This is a genomic window from Lysobacter sp. M2-1, assembly GCF_022662495.1.
Lineage (GTDB): Bacteria > Pseudomonadota > Gammaproteobacteria > Xanthomonadales > Xanthomonadaceae > JAKPBU01.
In genome coordinates, this window is record NZ_JAKPBU010000001.1 from 927,794 (window position 1) to 942,740 (window position 14,947).

General features: G+C 65.1%; 20 protein-coding genes. 7 read left to right on the top strand and 13 right to left on the bottom strand.

Annotated features, from left to right (window positions below):
* Nucleotides 1-393 precede the first annotated feature (393 nt).
* From MC375_RS04045 to MC375_RS04075, 7 genes are all read left to right on the top strand, one after another.
* A complete protein-coding gene (locus MC375_RS04045; RefSeq protein WP_242102022.1) occupies nucleotides 394-894 on the top strand; it encodes a nuclear transport factor 2 family protein in 501 nt (166 codons plus the stop codon).
* A gap of 512 nt (nucleotides 895-1,406) precedes the next feature.
* A complete protein-coding gene (locus MC375_RS04050) occupies nucleotides 1,407-1,784 on the top strand; it encodes a hypothetical protein (RefSeq protein WP_242102023.1) in 378 nt (125 codons plus the stop codon).
* A gap of 83 nt (nucleotides 1,785-1,867) precedes the next feature.
* Nucleotides 1,868-2,458, top strand: coding sequence for a class I SAM-dependent methyltransferase (locus MC375_RS04055; protein ID WP_242102024.1), 591 nt, complete (start codon nucleotides 1,868-1,870; stop codon nucleotides 2,456-2,458).
* 78 nt (nucleotides 2,459-2,536) lie between these two features.
* Nucleotides 2,537-3,049 (top strand): GNAT family N-acetyltransferase, encoded by a 513-nt coding sequence (locus tag MC375_RS04060; RefSeq protein ID WP_242102025.1) that lies wholly within the window; start codon nucleotides 2,537-2,539, stop codon nucleotides 3,047-3,049.
* Nucleotides 3,050-3,125: 76 nt separating this feature from the next.
* Entirely contained in the window at nucleotides 3,126-3,533 is a 408-nt protein-coding gene (locus tag MC375_RS04065) for a GFA family protein (RefSeq protein ID WP_242102026.1), read from the top strand.
* A gap of 292 nt (nucleotides 3,534-3,825) precedes the next feature.
* Nucleotides 3,826-4,050 (top strand): hypothetical protein, encoded by a 225-nt coding sequence (locus MC375_RS04070; RefSeq protein ID WP_242102027.1) that lies wholly within the window; start codon nucleotides 3,826-3,828, stop codon nucleotides 4,048-4,050.
* A 65-nt stretch (nucleotides 4,051-4,115) separates the two neighbouring features.
* Complete coding sequence (locus tag MC375_RS04075) at nucleotides 4,116-4,493, top strand: DoxX family protein (protein ID WP_242102028.1); 378 nt, start codon at nucleotides 4,116-4,118, stop codon at nucleotides 4,491-4,493.
* A 61-nt stretch (nucleotides 4,494-4,554) separates the two neighbouring features.
* Here MC375_RS04075 and MC375_RS04080 read toward each other — a convergent pair whose 3' ends face one another.
* The 13 genes from MC375_RS04080 to MC375_RS04140 form a co-directional block, all read right to left on the bottom strand.
* Nucleotides 4,555-4,914 carry a gamma-glutamylcyclotransferase family protein gene (locus tag MC375_RS04080; RefSeq protein WP_242102029.1) on the bottom strand — a complete coding sequence of 120 codons (360 nt, stop codon included), beginning with the start codon at nucleotides 4,912-4,914 and terminating at the stop codon, nucleotides 4,555-4,557.
* A 71-nt stretch (nucleotides 4,915-4,985) separates the two neighbouring features.
* Nucleotides 4,986-6,242 (bottom strand): organoarsenical effux MFS transporter ArsJ, encoded by a 1,257-nt coding sequence (gene arsJ / locus MC375_RS04085; RefSeq protein WP_242102030.1) that lies wholly within the window; start codon nucleotides 6,240-6,242, stop codon nucleotides 4,986-4,988.
* 7 nt (nucleotides 6,243-6,249) lie between these two features.
* Nucleotides 6,250-7,257 carry an ArsJ-associated glyceraldehyde-3-phosphate dehydrogenase gene (locus MC375_RS04090; protein ID WP_242102031.1) on the bottom strand — a complete coding sequence of 336 codons (1,008 nt, stop codon included), beginning with the start codon at nucleotides 7,255-7,257 and terminating at the stop codon, nucleotides 6,250-6,252.
* 92 nt (nucleotides 7,258-7,349) lie between these two features.
* Entirely contained in the window at nucleotides 7,350-7,760 is a 411-nt protein-coding gene (locus MC375_RS04095; RefSeq protein ID WP_345779251.1) for a helix-turn-helix domain-containing protein, read from the bottom strand.
* Between the two features lie 25 nt (nucleotides 7,761-7,785).
* Nucleotides 7,786-8,283, bottom strand: a complete 498-nt coding sequence (locus MC375_RS04100; protein ID WP_242102032.1) for a GNAT family N-acetyltransferase — start codon at nucleotides 8,281-8,283, stop codon at nucleotides 7,786-7,788.
* Nucleotides 8,284-8,338: 55 nt separating this feature from the next.
* Nucleotides 8,339-8,758: a GFA family protein gene (locus MC375_RS04105; protein WP_242102033.1), complete on the bottom strand. Its 420-nt coding sequence runs from the start codon at nucleotides 8,756-8,758 to the stop codon at nucleotides 8,339-8,341.
* Between the two features lie 25 nt (nucleotides 8,759-8,783).
* Complete coding sequence (locus MC375_RS04110; RefSeq protein ID WP_242102034.1) at nucleotides 8,784-9,815, bottom strand: aldo/keto reductase; 1,032 nt, start codon at nucleotides 9,813-9,815, stop codon at nucleotides 8,784-8,786.
* Nucleotides 9,816-9,882: 67 nt separating this feature from the next.
* Entirely contained in the window at nucleotides 9,883-10,203 is a 321-nt protein-coding gene (locus MC375_RS04115) for a multidrug efflux SMR transporter (RefSeq protein ID WP_242102035.1), read from the bottom strand.
* Nucleotides 10,204-10,263: 60 nt separating this feature from the next.
* Nucleotides 10,264-11,310, bottom strand: coding sequence for an NADP-dependent oxidoreductase (locus tag MC375_RS04120; RefSeq protein ID WP_242102036.1), 1,047 nt, complete (start codon nucleotides 11,308-11,310; stop codon nucleotides 10,264-10,266).
* The gene (locus MC375_RS04125; RefSeq protein ID WP_242102037.1) at nucleotides 11,307-11,927 is read right to left on the bottom strand and encodes an NAD(P)H-dependent oxidoreductase; all 621 of its coding nucleotides are present in this window, start codon (nucleotides 11,925-11,927) and stop codon (nucleotides 11,307-11,309) included. The genes MC375_RS04120 and MC375_RS04125 overlap by 4 nt, the downstream gene beginning before the upstream one ends.
* An 87-nt stretch (nucleotides 11,928-12,014) precedes the next feature.
* Nucleotides 12,015-12,554 carry a hypothetical protein gene (locus MC375_RS04130; RefSeq protein WP_242102038.1) on the bottom strand — a complete coding sequence of 180 codons (540 nt, stop codon included), beginning with the start codon at nucleotides 12,552-12,554 and terminating at the stop codon, nucleotides 12,015-12,017.
* 80 nt (nucleotides 12,555-12,634) lie between these two features.
* On the bottom strand, nucleotides 12,635-14,110 hold the full coding sequence (locus MC375_RS04135; RefSeq protein WP_242102039.1) for an efflux transporter outer membrane subunit: 1,476 nt from the start codon (nucleotides 14,108-14,110) through the stop codon (nucleotides 12,635-12,637).
* A complete protein-coding gene (locus tag MC375_RS04140) occupies nucleotides 14,104-14,841 on the bottom strand; it encodes an SDR family oxidoreductase (RefSeq protein ID WP_242102040.1) in 738 nt (245 codons plus the stop codon). The genes MC375_RS04135 and MC375_RS04140 overlap by 7 nt, the downstream gene beginning before the upstream one ends.
* Nucleotides 14,842-14,947 lie beyond the last annotated feature (106 nt).

Sequence of the window (14,947 nt, forward strand, 5' to 3'; positions counted from 1 at the left end):
TCTAGCCAATGCCGGCCTAATACTGCGCGAGGGGCTGCCCCTTGTCGCATTCGACTGGTCAGATGACGATGAGGATCTTGAGGGTCACGGAACGGCCCAATACGACCAAGCCAATGGTTGGTGGGTGGTCGAGTTTGATGAGAAGGGCGTTAGGTACGTCCCTGCCAGTGACCGGAACCCCGTCAATCAATTCTTGTGCGTACAGTGCCGGGCAAATCTGCCGCAAGACTTTGCGCAGGCGGCTTTCCAGCCAGATGCTGTATGTCCGTCCTGTGGCGCAAAGGTGGTTCTGCCAATTGCACGTCCCGGGTTGGCCACCTAACAATTCATTCAAGCCGAAACCGCTTCGCGGTTCGGCTTAATTCAGGCGTTAGGCAACACCAAGGACCCCCCATGCGAAGTCTGCTGCTATCGCTCTTATTGGTACCGCTTTGCGCGTCTGCCGTTGAAAGCACGCCTAAGGCGGCGGTTTCCACGCTGTGGAGCGCTTTGTCCAACGATCCTGGCACCAGTGCGGATCTCGCCGCACTCAAGCGGATTTTCCATGAGGATGCCGTGATCTTCGGCGGGCGGTACCAGGCGGGTGTCCCCGTCATGCGCCGCTCCACAGCCGAAGATTTCCTCAAGCACTACGAGCGCGCCGGGGAGAAAGGCTTCTATGAGTGCGAGGTCTCACGAGTCATACAGACCTACGACCGCTTCGCGGTGGCGTATAGCGTCGTGGAGTCGAGGACCGACAAGACCTCAACCGCCCCCGATTTCGTCGGCGTCAACAGCGTCCATCTGTACAAGGTGGGGTCGCAATGGCAGGTCCTGTCGCTGTACTACCATGTGGAAAAGCAAGGGCTGCCCATTCCTCTAGGCGGTGGAAGCTCAGGCAAGTGCGTTGACTAGCAATTCGTTCAAGCCGAACCCGCTTCGCGGCTCGGCTTAATTCAGGCGTTAAGGCCCACATGAAGTATCTCGCGCTCGTTGCCTTGATGATCCTCGTTACTCCTACCATCGCCGGTACCGCCCCAGTGAAGGACTCGCCTAGCAGACTCGCTCAGAATGCGCCGCTCGCTTTGGCATCCCGCCAAGTGATCGGGCCAGATCGGCAGCCCGTTCTCTTTGCATTTCGGCTCACGCCCAATAACGAGCATGATTCTGGCTGGGTATTCTGGAGCGGCAATGAGGATCAAGAGTTTGTGAATGACAACGCCAATACCGTTGTCACTCCGCTCTCGGCGTTCCTACAAATGGACCCAACTTTGTCAGACCTCATCAACCGTCCTGCTGGTACTGCGTGGGAGCGAGACGCTCCCGGCGCTCCGTGGCAGGAGGTTCCGGGGTACCTGGATGGGCCCTAACAATTCATTCAAGCCGAACCCCCTTCGCGGGTCGGCCTAATTCTGACGCTGGACGCCATGAGATACGGTGCCGCCACACTGGTAACGGCATTTGTGTTATTCGCCGGCATCGCGCTCGCCGGCGCAGGCCATGGCTGGGTGTCGGGAGGGTTCGGATGCTTTGCCCTTGCTCCCATATCTTTTGCCGCCTGGGCAAATGCACTCAGCCGCAAGCCATCGCTCCATAGCGCCATCGCAACTTTGATCTTGGGGCTTGCCGTGTCCCTGGTCGTGGTTGTTGCCACGAAATCTGAAGGCTTCGAATATTTCTTCGGCTATTGGCGCACTTCCGGCATCACGGGCATATTGGTAGGGAGTTTCGCGTATCTCAACTGGGTGCTCATGTCGGTACTGGCAGTGTTCCGTGCGCAACGGGCCCTGCCGCCTGGCACCTAACAGCTCATTCAAGCCGAAGTCGCTTCGCAGCGCGACTTGGTTGACGCGCCAGGCCACGCAACGGAGGACGCAGGATATCGATGATGGCCATGCCCGATCACGATCCGTCGAACGGCTATGAGTCTGTCGCCTCCGAGTTCGTGGCGCGCCGCGGGCAGTCAGGCATCGGCGCCGCAACGATCCGGGCGTGGGCCAGATCGCTCAGCCCCGGGGCATCGATTCTCGATCTCGGTTGCGGTCATGGCGCGCCGATTTCGGCGGCATTGATGGACGACGGATTCGACGTCTATGGCGTGGATTCCTCGCCGACTCTGGCCGCCATGTTTCGTGACCGTTTTCCTCGCGCGCACGTGGTTTGTGAAGCGGTCGAGGACTCAAGTTTCTTCGGTCGAAAATTCGACGCCATCGTTGCGGTTGGGTTGATGTTTCTGCTGCCGGCCGACGTGCAGGACAGGCTCATTCGTCGGATCGCTCAGACATTGAGCTCCGGTGGACGTTTTCTGTTCACATCACCGGCAGAAGCCTGTATCTGGAAGGACGTACTGACCGGCCAGCAGTCGTTGTCGTTAGGAGCGGATACCTACAAAGATCTCATTTCGAATGCAGGGCTCGTCTTGGTCGACGAGTACCTGGATGGGGGAGATAATCATTATTACGACAGCCGCAAGCGGTAAGGTCAGGCTTGCAGACTGGTCGCGTACGCCGAACAGTTTCCCGAGCCGGAACCGCTTCGCAGTGGGTGCGAGAAACCTATGTCACAGGTCGCAGATCCGGAGAGCATCGCGCTCATACCCGTCGATCTTCCCAACTTGCGCCGCCTTGCCGCGTCCGAGGCTGTCGACCTTGGCGCGATGGCGATTCCAGACGGCGCGCTGCCGCCTGCCAAGGTGGCGACTCGCGCGCTGACCCAGCTGGAACTCGGCACACCGCCCTTCTGGTGTGTCCCGTTCCTGGTGGTGTCCGAGGCCCGTCAGTCGGTTCTAGGCGGGTGCGGATTCAAGACTGCGCCGGTCAATGGCACGGTGGAGATCAGTTACGGCGTTGCCCGGAGCGAGAGAGGCCGAGGGGTTGCGACCGCGGCTGTCGAGCGCTTGCTGCAGCTGGCAGCCTCGACTGGGCTCGTACAACAGGTGGTTGCCCATATACTCCCTGACAACGTGGCGTCTTCCAGGGTGGTATCGCGTCTGGGTTTCTCGAGCGGCCAGGCGTTGGTCGACAGCGACGGTGAGACGGTCGTGCCGTGGGTGCGGCGGATCGCACCCTGACGCCTCCACTCAAGCCGGAGCCACTTCAGGGCGCGGCGCAATCAGGCATCAGGCATCTTCGGACGGAGCATCGCGCATGGCGTATTCGGGTGGATGTCTTTGCGGCAACGTGCGCTATGCAACGGATGCCGACGCTGCATTCGGCGGGAACTGCCATTGCACGGATTGTCAGCGCGCTTCTGGCGGTCCCTACGCGCCGGTCATGATGTTCCCAATGGGCACCGTGAGCATCACCGGCACGCCCAAGTTCTTCGTCTCGAAAGGGGACAGCGGCAACGCTATCGAGCGTGGCTTCTGCCAGAACTGCGGGACGCAACTCTTCTTGAAACTCGAGGCAATCCCCGGCTTGTTCGGGATACGTCCCGGTTCGCTGGACGACCCGTCCTTGTACCAACCCAGCCTCGACTTCTACGTATCCAGCGCCCAACCCTGGGATCATATGGATCCGGGCCTTCCAAAACGCCCCCTGTCGCCGCGCGGGTAAGCTGCCGCCGGCAATCCAGTCGAGCCGAAGCCGCTTCGTGGCCCGGATTGGTTCGGGCGATTGACCGCATGCCAATTGCTCGTCCCCAAATTCCCCATTTCGTCTGCCGTTCGGGCCATTTCGTCGCGGTGGGATAGCCAGGCAGGGTTGGTTGGATTTAGGTTTTCCCGACCTTACGCCAAGCCAGGCCTAGCTGATGAAGCGCGCGCTGTTTTTCCTTTTCACCGGCGTCACTCCGGCTTGGTTCTGAGGTTAACCGCATAAACCACCACTGGGTTCCGGAGGAAAGACCATGAAGAAGCTTGGCTCTGCATGTCTCGTCGCTGCTGGCGCCGCGTTGGCCGCTGCGACCCTTTACGATGCTTCCGTGCTGACCCGGGCGCTCGGGCTGCCCGTCGAGGGAAGCGAGGCCACCGTTACCTTGGCGTCCCTGTCGTTGTCTGCCATCGTATTGCTGCTGGGCGTTCTTGGCTTCCGCACGCAACGCCGAGAGGATGCGTTGCGCGGTACAGGCTGACAAATCATTCAAGCCGATGCCGCCTTGCGGCCCGACTTGATCCGGGATCGGAGGGCTGAGGAATCATGCAACCTGAGGCTCAAGCAATCCTGTGGTTCGCGGGCCGCCTGCTATTGGGCGGCCTGTTCGTGGTTGCCGGTGTTCGCCACTTCTTCATCCTTGCGCCGGTCACCCAGGCAATCGCCGCGCGCGGTGTCCCTGCGGCCAGACTCGTGCTGCTTTCCGGTACGGCGTTCGAGATCGTGGCAGGCCTGGCACTGATCTTCGGCTTTCGTCCGGCTTGGGCCGCCCTGGGGTTAGCCGCCTTCACCATCGCGGCTTCGGTGCTGCTGCTCAACTTCTGGGACATGGAGGAACCGGCGCGTGCCAACGCGACCGGCACCTGGCAATCCAATCTCGCCATCATTGGCGGGCTGCTTGTCACAGCGGCGCACTCGCTCTAACCCTGCGAGTGCTCCAACGATTCGTTCAAGCCGGCAAAGTCACCAAACTCTCAGCGAACGATCAGCCGCCTGCCGCACCAGGCGGCAAGCCGCTCCGGCTGAGCGCGTAGATGTACGCATCCACCACCGTGCCGTCCTTGCGCTTCGCCGTGGTCAACACGCGCTCATAGCCTTCACCCTCGAACGCGTCGAGCCTGGCCCAGTGTCCGGACAGGTGCTGCGAGCTGAAGAGGAAACCCTCGACTGCTTCGCCCTGTTGATCGAGGACGATCCCCGGATAGCCCGCGGCCGCGCCCCAGCCTTGCTGGAACAATCTTCCGGCCACGGTCGCTGCTTCCCATTCGCCCAGGACATTCGCCAACACGTGTGCATTGGGCCGGCCCGGCGCCAGCGTGCCGTAAACGAACAGTCGGTGCGTCATCGATCCCCGCTCGGCCCAGACGTTGGCGTGCAACGGGTGCGATTATCGAGCCGTCTGCAGTTCCTGACCAGCTAGCGGCCGCTTCCACCGGGCGGCTGCGATCCGGCGGATTCGAGCCCCGTGATCTTGTGGCGTGGAAGTGCGATCGAAACGATTGCCGCAGCAGCCACCAGGGCTGCCGAAATCGTGAGGCAGGCGCCGAGGCCCGCCACCTGGAAGATCCAGCCCGACAGGATCGTGCCCAGCAGGCGACCCAGCGCATTGGCCATGTAGTAGAAGCCGACATCCAGCGAGACGCCGTCCTCCGCCGCATAGCTCACGATCAGATAGCTGTGCAGCGACGAGTTGACGGCGAACAGCACGCCGAAGACGGCCAACCCTGCGATGAGCACGTACTGCGGTGACTGTCCCTGCACCAGCGCACTGGCCATTGCGGCCGGAATCACCGCCAACGCCACCGCCCACAGGAAGGCGGTGCGGCCGTCCGGCACCCTGCCGCTGCGCCGACCGGTGAAGTACGGCGCAATCGACTGCACGAGGCCGTAGCCGATGACCCATGCGGCGAGAAAGCCGCCCACCTGCCAGAAGTCCCAGCCCAGCGACTGCGCCAGGAACACGGGCAGCGCCACGACGAACCAGACATCGCGGGCGCCGAACAGGAACAGCCGCGCCGCCGAAAGCAGATTGATGGCGCGGCTCTTGGACAGCAGGTCGCGAAACTTCGGCTTGTTCCTGGCCTTGCCGAGATCGCGCTTCAGCAACAGCAGGCTGAGGAGCCAGACGAGCGCCAGCCCGATCGCCATCGCAGCCACCGACCACCTGAACCCGATCGCCGTCAGCAACGCACCGCCGAGGAAGAAGCCCACGCCCTTCAACGCATTCTTGGAGCCGGTCAGCGCCGCCACCCAGCGATACAGGGCACTCTGCCGGTCCCCCGGCACCAGCAGCTTGATGCTGCTCTTGGCGCTCATCTTGTTGAGGTCCTTGGCGACGCCCGACAACGCCTGCGCCGACATCACCCAGGGCACTGTCAGCCATGCCGTCGGCACCAGCAGCATCGACAGCGCGGCCACCTGCAGCCCCAGGCCGATGTTCATGGTCCGGTTGAGCCCGATGCGCGCTCCCAGCCAGCCGCCGACGAGATTGGTGATGACCCCGAAGATCTCGTAGAACAGGAAGAGCAAGGCGACCTGCAGCGGGCTGTATCCGAGCTCGTGGAAGTGCAGCACCACGAGCATGCGCAGCGCGCCGTCGGTCAGGGTGAACGCCCAGTAGTTGCCGGTGATGACCAGGTACTGGCGGACGTCCGGCGACAGGCGCGCGAGCATGACGGTGTTACCGGGGTGCGTTGCCGACCAGCTGCACGAGTTCGGCGGTGCGGTTCACGTAGCCCCACTCGTTGTCGTACCAGGCGTAGAGCTTGACCTGGGTGCCGTTGATCACCAACGTGGACAGTGCATCGATGATGCTGGAGCGCGGGTCGTGCAGGAAGTCGATCGACACCAGCGGGCGCGTCTCATAGCCCAGGATGCCATCGAGTTCGCCTTCGGCGGCGGCCCGCAGCAGGCTGTTAACCTCTTCGACGGTGGTGGCGCGCTCGACTTCGAACACGCAATCGGTCAGCGAGGCGTTGGTGAGCGGCACCCGGACGGCGTGGCCGTTCAGCCGCCCCCTGAGTTCCGGGAAGATTTCGGCGATCGCTGTGGCCGATCCGGTCGAGGTCGGAATCAGGCTGCTGCCGCAGGACCGCGCGCGGCGTAGATCCTTGTGCGGCGCATCCACGATCACCTGGGTGTTGGTCAGGCTATGGATCGTGGTCAGGCTGCCGTGGCGGATGCCGAGCTTCTCGTGGATGACCTTGACCAGCGGCGCGAAGCAGTTGGTGGTGCACGATGCCGCCGAGACGATCCGGTGCTGCGCGGGATCGAAGCGCCGGTGGTTCACGCCCATCACGATATCGAGCGCGCCTTGCGACTTGACCGGCGCCGTCACCACGACCCGCCCGACCCCCTGATCCAGGTACGGCTGCAGCACATCGGGCTTGCGGAACTTGCCCGAGGCTTCCACCACGACATCGCAGCCCGACCAGTCGGTTGCCACGATGTCCTTGTTGCGCGTCACCGGAATGCGCTGACCGTCGATCACCAGGGCATCGCCGTCGGCGGTTGCCTCATGTTCCCAGCGGCCGTGCACCGAATCGAAGTTCAGCAGATGCGCGAGCATGGCGGCATCGCCGGCCGGATCGTTGATCTGCACGAACTGTATATCGGGATTGCCCCAGGCCGCACGCAGGGTGAGACGGCCCATGCGGCCGAAGCCGTTGATGCCAACTCGGATGGTCATGTGGTGTGTCCGTGGAGAATACCGAGAGGATCGGACGGCGGAACTTTCATTGATCCACCGGCGCGAGCGAGACGGATGCCGATGAACATGGATCAACGGGCTCGCGCGGATCTGGTGCGCATGCCCGCGGTCGTCAGCCGCTTGCCGGACGCGGGCACGCATCTGGACAGGTCGCCGCCGCAGCAGTTCTTGGTCAGGAAATCGACCAGATCCTGCATCTGCGCGAAGTTCGCCCGGTAGCGGATGTTGCGGCCCTGCGGCTCGGCCTCGATCAGGCCGGCATGCAGCAGCGTCTTCAGATGGAAGGACAGGGTCGCCCCGGGAAGATCGAATGTCCCGGCGACGTCACTGGGGAAGGCCCCTTCCGGGCCCAGTGCGATCAGGTGTCGGAACACCGACAGCCGGGAGCCATTGGCCAAGGCCCCGAGTGCGGTCACAGCGTGGGTCGTATCCATATTTCGATTATGTTGGAACAATCGAATCGATGCAATCGCCCGGCCCATTGCGGCATCCTCAGTGCATCGTGTGTCAGTCGTGGCGGTCGCGGATCGGCGCGGGTTCGAATGAAGCGTCGGGCTTCCCCGCCCTGAGTTCCATGTCCACACGATGCATGCCGGGCCCCCATCCATCGTGGGTCGTCGCTGTCGCAACCGCCCCGAACTTCGCGAAGAATGACGCGGACTTGTGGCTGGCGGCGATATCGACGACGTGGATTCCCGCAGCCATCGCCAGGGTCGTGATCCGGCCCATGATGGCCGAGCCGATGCCTAGCCCCTGGAACTTCGGATCGAGCAGGATCCAGTTCAGATGCATGCGCCGCGCATTGCCGGCAATGAGGCCGAAAGCCCCTGCAATCCGGTCGCCGACGATGCATGCTTCATACCCTTCCGGCTCGGCATCGAGGAAGTTCGCGTAGTCATCGCGTTCGTTCGGCGCAAAGAACTCAGGACAGTTTTCATCGAACAGCTCGAGACAGGCCTCCCGATCGGCGTGCGTGTACGGCCTGAAGGCGATAGTCGTGTTCATGCTGGTCAGTGAGATGGAGCGGCCGGCCGGAATTGTGCGCGATCCGCTGCAGGCGCTATTGCGATTGGGGCCAGGCGTCGCTGATCTGGTGCCACACCGCCTTGGATCCGACGAAGATATGGCGCTCGACCGGTGGGCGGAATGGAGTGTCCAGGCTGCCGAGGGGGAAAGACGCGATCCCGGGGAACTCGACCGGGTTGCGCCAAAGCATGGGCGAACCGCACACGGAGCAGAAGACCCGCTCCGTATGGCCGGATGAATTGAACACCCGCAACCGTTCCCCGCCCTGCACGAAACGATGCGCGGCCGCCGGCACGTTGGCGTAGGTGGCGAAGGCCGCGCCATGCGCCTTGCGACACATCGAGCAATGACAGTGGGAGACGTCCTCGATCGGGCCGGCGACCAAATAGCGGACCTGGCCGCACAGGCAGCTGCCCTTGTATTCGGTCGACATGATCTGCTCCTCGATGGTCACGGGTCGCGGACGCGATCTCCCGCGCCTACACCGGCGGCGGCGTGCGTTCGGAAAACTGGCCGTTCCAGTACGGGTAGTACGGGTACGGCGGCGTGACCCGGCTGGCTTCGTCGAGCATCGCCAGCTGCGCCGGGTCCAGCGCCCAGCCGGCCGCTTCCAGGTTCTGCCGCAGCTGCGCCTCGTCGCGCGCACCGATGAGTACGGTCGACACCGTCGGCCGTTGCAGCAGCCAGTTCAATGCGATCTGGGGCACGCTCTTGCCGGTCTGGGCGGCGACGACATCCAGCGCGTCGACCACCCGGTACAGGCGCTCCTCATCCACCGGCGGCGCGAAGCCGGCGGTTTCGTGCAGGCGGCTGCCTGCGGGCAGCGGCTGGCCGCGACGCAGCTTTCCCGTCAACCGGCCCCAACCAAGCGGACTCCAGACGACGGCGCCGATGCCCTGATCGAGGGCGAGCGGCATCAGCTCCCATTCGTAATCGCGGCCGATCAGCGAATAGTAGGCCTGGTGCGCGACGAAGCGCGCGGTGCCGCGGTACGCGGCGACGGCCTGCGATTTCATCAGCTGCCAGCCGGAGAAGTTGGACGCGCCCAGGTAACGCACCTTGCCGGCGCGCACCAGATCGTCGAGCGTCGACATCACATCCTCGACCGGGGTGCGCGCATCGAAGTGGTGCAGCTGCAGCAGGTCGATGTAGTCGGTGCGCAGCCGGCGCAGCGCGCGCTCCACGCCGGCGATCAGGTGATGGCGCGAAGCGCCGATGTCGTTGGGGCCGTCGCCGGCACGCAGCGTGAGCTTGGTCGACACGATCACCGCATCGCGCCGGCCCTCGATCGCCGCACCAAGGATCTCCTCGGACGCGCCGTCGGAATACACATCGGCCGTGTCGAACAGGTTGGCGCCGGCGTCCAGGCACAGATCGACCAGGCGCCGCGCCTGCGCGATACCGGTATCGCCCCATGCGCTGAACAGCGGCCCTTTGCCACCAAAGGTACCGGCGCCAAAACCAAGCACCGGCACCTTGAATCCCGAGTTTCCGAGAAAGCGGTATTCCATGATGTCTCCAGGATTGAGGAACGGGGGTGGAAGGAGCGGCTACGCAAGCGCGGCGCGCTCGCCACGATTACGCATCCAGCAGCCGCAGCCCCGCGATGCCCGCCACGATCAGGGCGATGCACAGCAGCCGCAGCGGCGAGGCGCTGTCGCCGAAGACGAAGATGCCGAGCACCGCCACGCCCACGCCGCCGATGCCGGTCCACACTGCATACGCGGTGCCGGCGGGCAGGTGGCGCATGGCCTGGGTCAGCAGCAACAGACTGGCGATCGCCGCGATCAGTCCGATCGCGCTGGGCCACGGGCGGGTCCACCCCTGGGAAGCCTTCAGCGCCAGCGCCATCACGATTTCCAGCGCACCGGCGGCACCGAGCAGCCACCACGCGTTCATGGCTGGCGTTCCGCGTGTGTTGCAGAGGCCGGCGTCACGTCGCCGTGCGAGTTCGCGCTTTCAATCATCGGACACCCGCACCACGAGCTTGCCGAAGTTGCGGCCTTCGAGCAGGCCGATGAACGCGCCCGGTGCGTTCTCAAGCCCGTCGACGCGGTCCTCGCGCAGCTGCACGCACCCGGTGCGCAGCCACTCGCCCATCTCGCGGCGGAATGCGTCGAAGCGCTCGCCGTAGTGGTCGAGGATGATGAAGCCCTGCATACGGATCCGTTTCTGCAGGAGCGTGGCCTGCAGCAGCGGCAGGCGGTCCGGGCCGGGCGGCAGGCGCTGGTCGTTGTAGTGCGCGATGATCCCGCACACCGGCACGCGCGCGCCGATGTTGAGTAGCGGCAGCACCGCATCGAACACCGCGCCGCCGACGTTCTCGAAATAGACATCGATCCCCTGCGGGCAGGCCTCGGCGAGACGTTCCGCCAGGTCGGCGGCGTTGCGGTCGAGGCAGACATCGAACCCGAGCGACTCGACCGCGTAACGGCATTTGTCGGCGCCGCCGGCGATGCCGACCGCGCGCGCGCCTTTGAGCCTGGCGATCTGGCCGACCACTGCACCGACCGCGCCGGTGGCGGCAGCCACCACCACCGTCTCGCCCGCCTTCGGCTGACCGATGTCGAGCAGACCCACGTGCGCGGTGAACCCCGGCATCCCGAGTCCGCCCAGCACGAACGACGGCGGGTCGATGCCTTCAACGGACATCAAGTCGCTGCCGTCCGACAGTGCGTAGTCCTGCCAGCCGGCGTTGCCGAGCACCAGGTCGCCTTCGCGAAAGCGCGGATGCCGCGAGGCGACGACACGCCCGACGGTGCCGCCGACCATCGGTGAGCCCACCTCCATCCGGCGCGCGTAGACCGGCGCGACCTCGTCCATCAGGTTGCGCATGTAGGGATCGAGCGAAAGGAACAGCGTGCGCAGCAGCACCTGCCCCTCGCCGGGTTCGGGTACGTCGGCCTGTTCCAGGCGGAAGTCCGCGGGCGTGGGCAGTCCGCGCGGCCGCCTGGCGAGGACGATGCGGCGGTTGACGCCATCGTTCGCGACGTGGGATGTACTCATGCTGCTGCTGCCATGTCAGATCGCCCGGAAGCATTGAAAAGATTGCGTCCAATGGCGCGAGCGGCGTCCAGATGAGCAACAGGATCTTGGGTCTGCGAATCGAACATGAGTTCGGAGGTCACGACGCGCGCACCGCAGTAATCGAAGATCCCGTGGTCGATCTGCGTCTTCATCGCGCCAAAATAGCCATGTCGCGCATACGTCCGCACATCGGCGCCTGCGACGGCGACGAGATGAACCCGCAGGTGGTGGAGTTTCTTCACCAGTTTCGTATCCGGGCCTTCGTCGTAAGCCCAACCATTGGCAAACACACGATCGATCCATCCCTTCAAGAGACCCGGCATCGACCACCAGTAGACGGGATAGACCAGCACGAGGGCGTCGGCGCGGTCGATCCTCGCCTGCTCGGCCGCGACATCGGCGGAGGGCGGAGCCAGCGTGCGATGAACGGCAATGTCGGACGCGGTGAACCTCGGGTCGAAACCTTCCGACATGAGGTCCGCGAATTCGAAGGTATTGTCATGACCGGACAGGGACACGCCCTCGGCAACATGCGCAGCAACGCTGTGGCTGAGCGAATCGGGATCGGGATGCGCGACAACGATGAGCGCGTGCATGTCGAGTACTCCTTGATGTTTGCTTTTGCGATTTGTGTGCCGGGCCTGGCAGGTCGGCTCTGCAGGAATCCGGATGCTGGCGGCGCCTCAACCGTGGCCGGGTCGCCGCGTTGCATCGAAGGTCTGCTGCACCCGCCAGCGGCCGTTGTCGAGAACCTCGTTGCGCCAACGGAAAGCATCGGCCTGGATGTCGAAGAAGATCCAGCGCATCGGCGGCGGCGCTTCGTCTTCGAGCGTTTCGAGCACCACTTCGTCGCCCGCGCGCCGTGCAGTGAAGCGACGCAGGTAGCGATGGAAAGGTCCGATCCAGGTGGAACGCCAGGCGTCGATGTCACGGTCGTAGAAGCGCAGGCTGGTGCCGTACTCCCCGGCCTCCGGACGTACCGCGCGCTCATCGCGCTGCGGCACGATCCACACGTCCTGGATCGCGCGGCCTTCCAGCACCCAGGCGAAATGCCATTCGCCACGCTCCTCGCGCGCGCGCTCGCCTTGCGCATCGAACCAGCGCACGATCAGGTCCCAGCTGCCGATGAACGGGGCGAAGATCCGCTGCGCTTCAGGCAGCGCCGGATGCGGTCCATCACTGCACAGCACGGCGGCGAAGTTCAGGGCGGGCGAGTCTTGCATCGACTGATCGGGTCTTAGGTCATACGGGGATGAAGGGGGGGGGGCGGCGTCTTGGTGGCGTCTTGGGGGCGTTCTGGTTTTCATCGCGCATCGGCCAGCTTTTCGCGTACCGGCATGCGCTGCGGCCAGCCGCCCGCGAGCGCCTTGTATACGCCGATCGCGCCAGCTACGCTGCGGGTGCGTGCATCGGCGAACGCATCCTGTGCCTGCAGCTGGGTGCGTTCGGCGTCCAGCACTTCCAGCAGGTCGGCGGCGCCGGCGTCGAAGCGCAGACGGGCCAGACGCGCGGCCTGCGCGCTGTCGATCGCGGCGCGCTCGAGATGTCCGTCCTCGCGGCGCGCGCGGGCGTAACGCACCAGCGCGTTCTCGGTGTCCTCCAGCGCCAGCAATACCGACTGCCGGTAGCTGGCGAGCTCGCCTTCGGCATCGGCGTCGGCTGCGGCGATGCGCGCTCGCACACGGCCGATGTCGAGGAATGACCAGTCGATGCCCAGCGCCACGAATCGCGTCTCGCTGCCGCCTTCGAACAGGTCGCCGCTGTCGATCGCCTGGCTGCCGAGCAACCCGCCCAGGGTGAAGCGCGGGAACAGGTCTGCGGTGGCCACGCCGATGCGCGCGGTGGCCGCGTGCAGACGCTGTTCGGCCACAGCGATGTCGGGCCGGCGGCGCAGCAGATCGCCCGGGGTGCCGGGATCGAGCTTCGTCGGCAATGCAGGCAGGGGCTGCAGCGGCTCCAGCTGCGCGACCAGCGCATCGGGCGTGCGGCCGGTCAGTACCGCGAGCCGGTGCATGGCCACCGCGACCGCCGCTTCCAGCGCGGGTACCCGCGATTGGGTGCTTTCCAGCTGGGCGCGTGCGCGCGCGCTGTCGAATTCGGTGCCGCGGCCGGCGTCCAGACGCGCCTGCACCAGGCGTAGGGTTTCGCGCTGGTTCTCGGCGTTCTCGCGCGCTACGCGCAGGCGTTCCTGCAGGCCGCGCAGTTCCACGTAGGTGCGCGCGACTTCGCCTACCACCGCGACCTGCAGCGCCTGCAGGTCGGCGGCACTGGCCGCGGCTTCGGCGCGATTGGCTTCCACGCCACGGCGGATGCGGCCGAACAGATCCAGTTCCCACACCGCATCGATGCCGGCGCTGTAGCTTTCGCCATCCCGCGGTCCGCCGGCCGCCTGGTCGGTGGACAGGCGCGAATCGCTGGCTTCGCCGCTAGCGGTGATGGTGGGGAAGTAGTCGTACTTCGCGCCGCGCAGCAGCGCATTGGCGCGGTCGTAACGGGCCAACGCGATCTTCAGATCGTGGTTGTAGGACAGCGCGTCCTCGACCAGGCCGGTCAGCTGCGCGTCGCCGAAGCCGCGCCAGAATTCGGCGTCGCCTGCGGTCACATCGGCGGTACCTGCCGGGGTCGTGGCCGGAGTCGCGGCCGCCGGGGTCGATGCCGTCGCCTCGGCACGCACGAAATTCTCCGGCGCGTACGGCATGGGCCGCACGTAGTCCGGCCCGACCGCGCACGCGGCCAGCGCGGCGGCCAGCGTGCTGATCGCCAGTGTCCGAATCACCATGGCAGCGCTTCTCCGAGGTGGGTGAAACTGCCGTTGGCATGATCGCCATCGTGCAGCGCCATCTGCACGCTGCTGCGTGCGCCGTCGGCCACTTCCAGTTCGCCTTCGCCCTTGTTCATGTCGGTGCGCACATAGCCCGGGTGTACGGCATTGACCGTGATCGGAGTGCCGCGCAGCTCGTGGGCCAGGTTCACGGTCCAGGCATTGAGCGCGCTCTTGGAGGCGTTGTAGGCCGGAATCTTGAAATCGTAAATCGGCGAGGCCGGATCGCTGTGCAGCGCCAGCGAGCCGAGGATGCTGGACACGTTGACGATGCGCGCGGCCGGCGCCTTGCCCAGCAGCGGCAGGAACGCCTGGGTGGTGGCGACCACACCGAACAGATTGGTGTCGAAGGTCTCGCGCCAGGTGTCGAGCAGCTGCTCCGAGGGCTTCTTGCCGATCTCGTCGCGCGCGATCCCCGCGTTGTTGATCAGGATGTCGAGCCGACCGTGGCGGCGTGCGACCTCGTCCGCGGCCGCGGCGATGCTGGCGCCGTCGGTTACGTCCAGCGTCAGCGCCTCGACCGGCAAGCCCTCGTCCTGCAGTTCCTGCGCGGCCTTTGCGGTGCGTTCGCCATCGCGACCGGCCAGCAGGGTGCGCACGCCTTCCTGCGCCAGCTGGCGCACGGTTTCCAGGCCGATGCCGCGGGTGGCGCCGGTGACCAGCGCGATCTTCTCTTGGGGTTGGTTCATGGGGGATTCCTGTAGGGGGGACGAGGCGGAAGGTTCCGGCGTGGCGCGGCCGTGTCCGGTCGCGCCGCCGCCGATCGCCCTGCGGATATCCTCGTGTGTGGGAATG

Coding starts and splice junctions, on each gene's coding strand:
- MC375_RS04045 (WP_242102022.1), top strand. CDS start 394: ATGCGAAGTCTGCTGCTATCGCTCTTATTGGTACCGCTTTGCGCGTCT.
- MC375_RS04050 (WP_242102023.1), top strand. CDS start 1,407: ATGAGATACGGTGCCGCCACACTGGTAACGGCATTTGTGTTATTCGCC.
- MC375_RS04055 (WP_242102024.1), top strand. CDS start 1,868: ATGGCCATGCCCGATCACGATCCGTCGAACGGCTATGAGTCTGTCGCC.
- MC375_RS04060 (WP_242102025.1), top strand. CDS start 2,537: ATGTCACAGGTCGCAGATCCGGAGAGCATCGCGCTCATACCCGTCGAT.
- MC375_RS04065 (WP_242102026.1), top strand. CDS start 3,126: ATGGCGTATTCGGGTGGATGTCTTTGCGGCAACGTGCGCTATGCAACG.
- MC375_RS04070 (WP_242102027.1), top strand. CDS start 3,826: ATGAAGAAGCTTGGCTCTGCATGTCTCGTCGCTGCTGGCGCCGCGTTG.
- MC375_RS04075 (WP_242102028.1), top strand. CDS start 4,116: ATGCAACCTGAGGCTCAAGCAATCCTGTGGTTCGCGGGCCGCCTGCTA.
- MC375_RS04080 (WP_242102029.1), bottom strand. CDS start 4,914: ATGACGCACCGACTGTTCGTTTACGGCACGCTGGCGCCGGGCCGGCCC.
- arsJ (WP_242102030.1), bottom strand. CDS start 6,242: ATGCTCGCGCGCCTGTCGCCGGACGTCCGCCAGTACCTGGTCATCACC.
- MC375_RS04090 (WP_242102031.1), bottom strand. CDS start 7,257: ATGACCATCCGAGTTGGCATCAACGGCTTCGGCCGCATGGGCCGTCTC.
- MC375_RS04095 (WP_345779251.1), bottom strand. CDS start 7,760: ATGGGCCGGGCGATTGCATCGATTCGATTGTTCCAACATAATCGAAAT.
- MC375_RS04100 (WP_242102032.1), bottom strand. CDS start 8,283: ATGAACACGACTATCGCCTTCAGGCCGTACACGCACGCCGATCGGGAG.
- MC375_RS04110 (WP_242102034.1), bottom strand. CDS start 9,815: ATGGAATACCGCTTTCTCGGAAACTCGGGATTCAAGGTGCCGGTGCTT.
- MC375_RS04115 (WP_242102035.1), bottom strand. CDS start 10,203: ATGAACGCGTGGTGGCTGCTCGGTGCCGCCGGTGCGCTGGAAATCGTG.
- MC375_RS04120 (WP_242102036.1), bottom strand. CDS start 11,310: ATGAGTACATCCCACGTCGCGAACGATGGCGTCAACCGCCGCATCGTC.
- MC375_RS04125 (WP_242102037.1), bottom strand. CDS start 11,927: ATGCACGCGCTCATCGTTGTCGCGCATCCCGATCCCGATTCGCTCAGC.
- MC375_RS04130 (WP_242102038.1), bottom strand. CDS start 12,554: ATGCAAGACTCGCCCGCCCTGAACTTCGCCGCCGTGCTGTGCAGTGAT.
- MC375_RS04135 (WP_242102039.1), bottom strand. CDS start 14,110: ATGGTGATTCGGACACTGGCGATCAGCACGCTGGCCGCCGCGCTGGCC.
- MC375_RS04140 (WP_242102040.1), bottom strand. CDS start 14,841: ATGAACCAACCCCAAGAGAAGATCGCGCTGGTCACCGGCGCCACCCGC.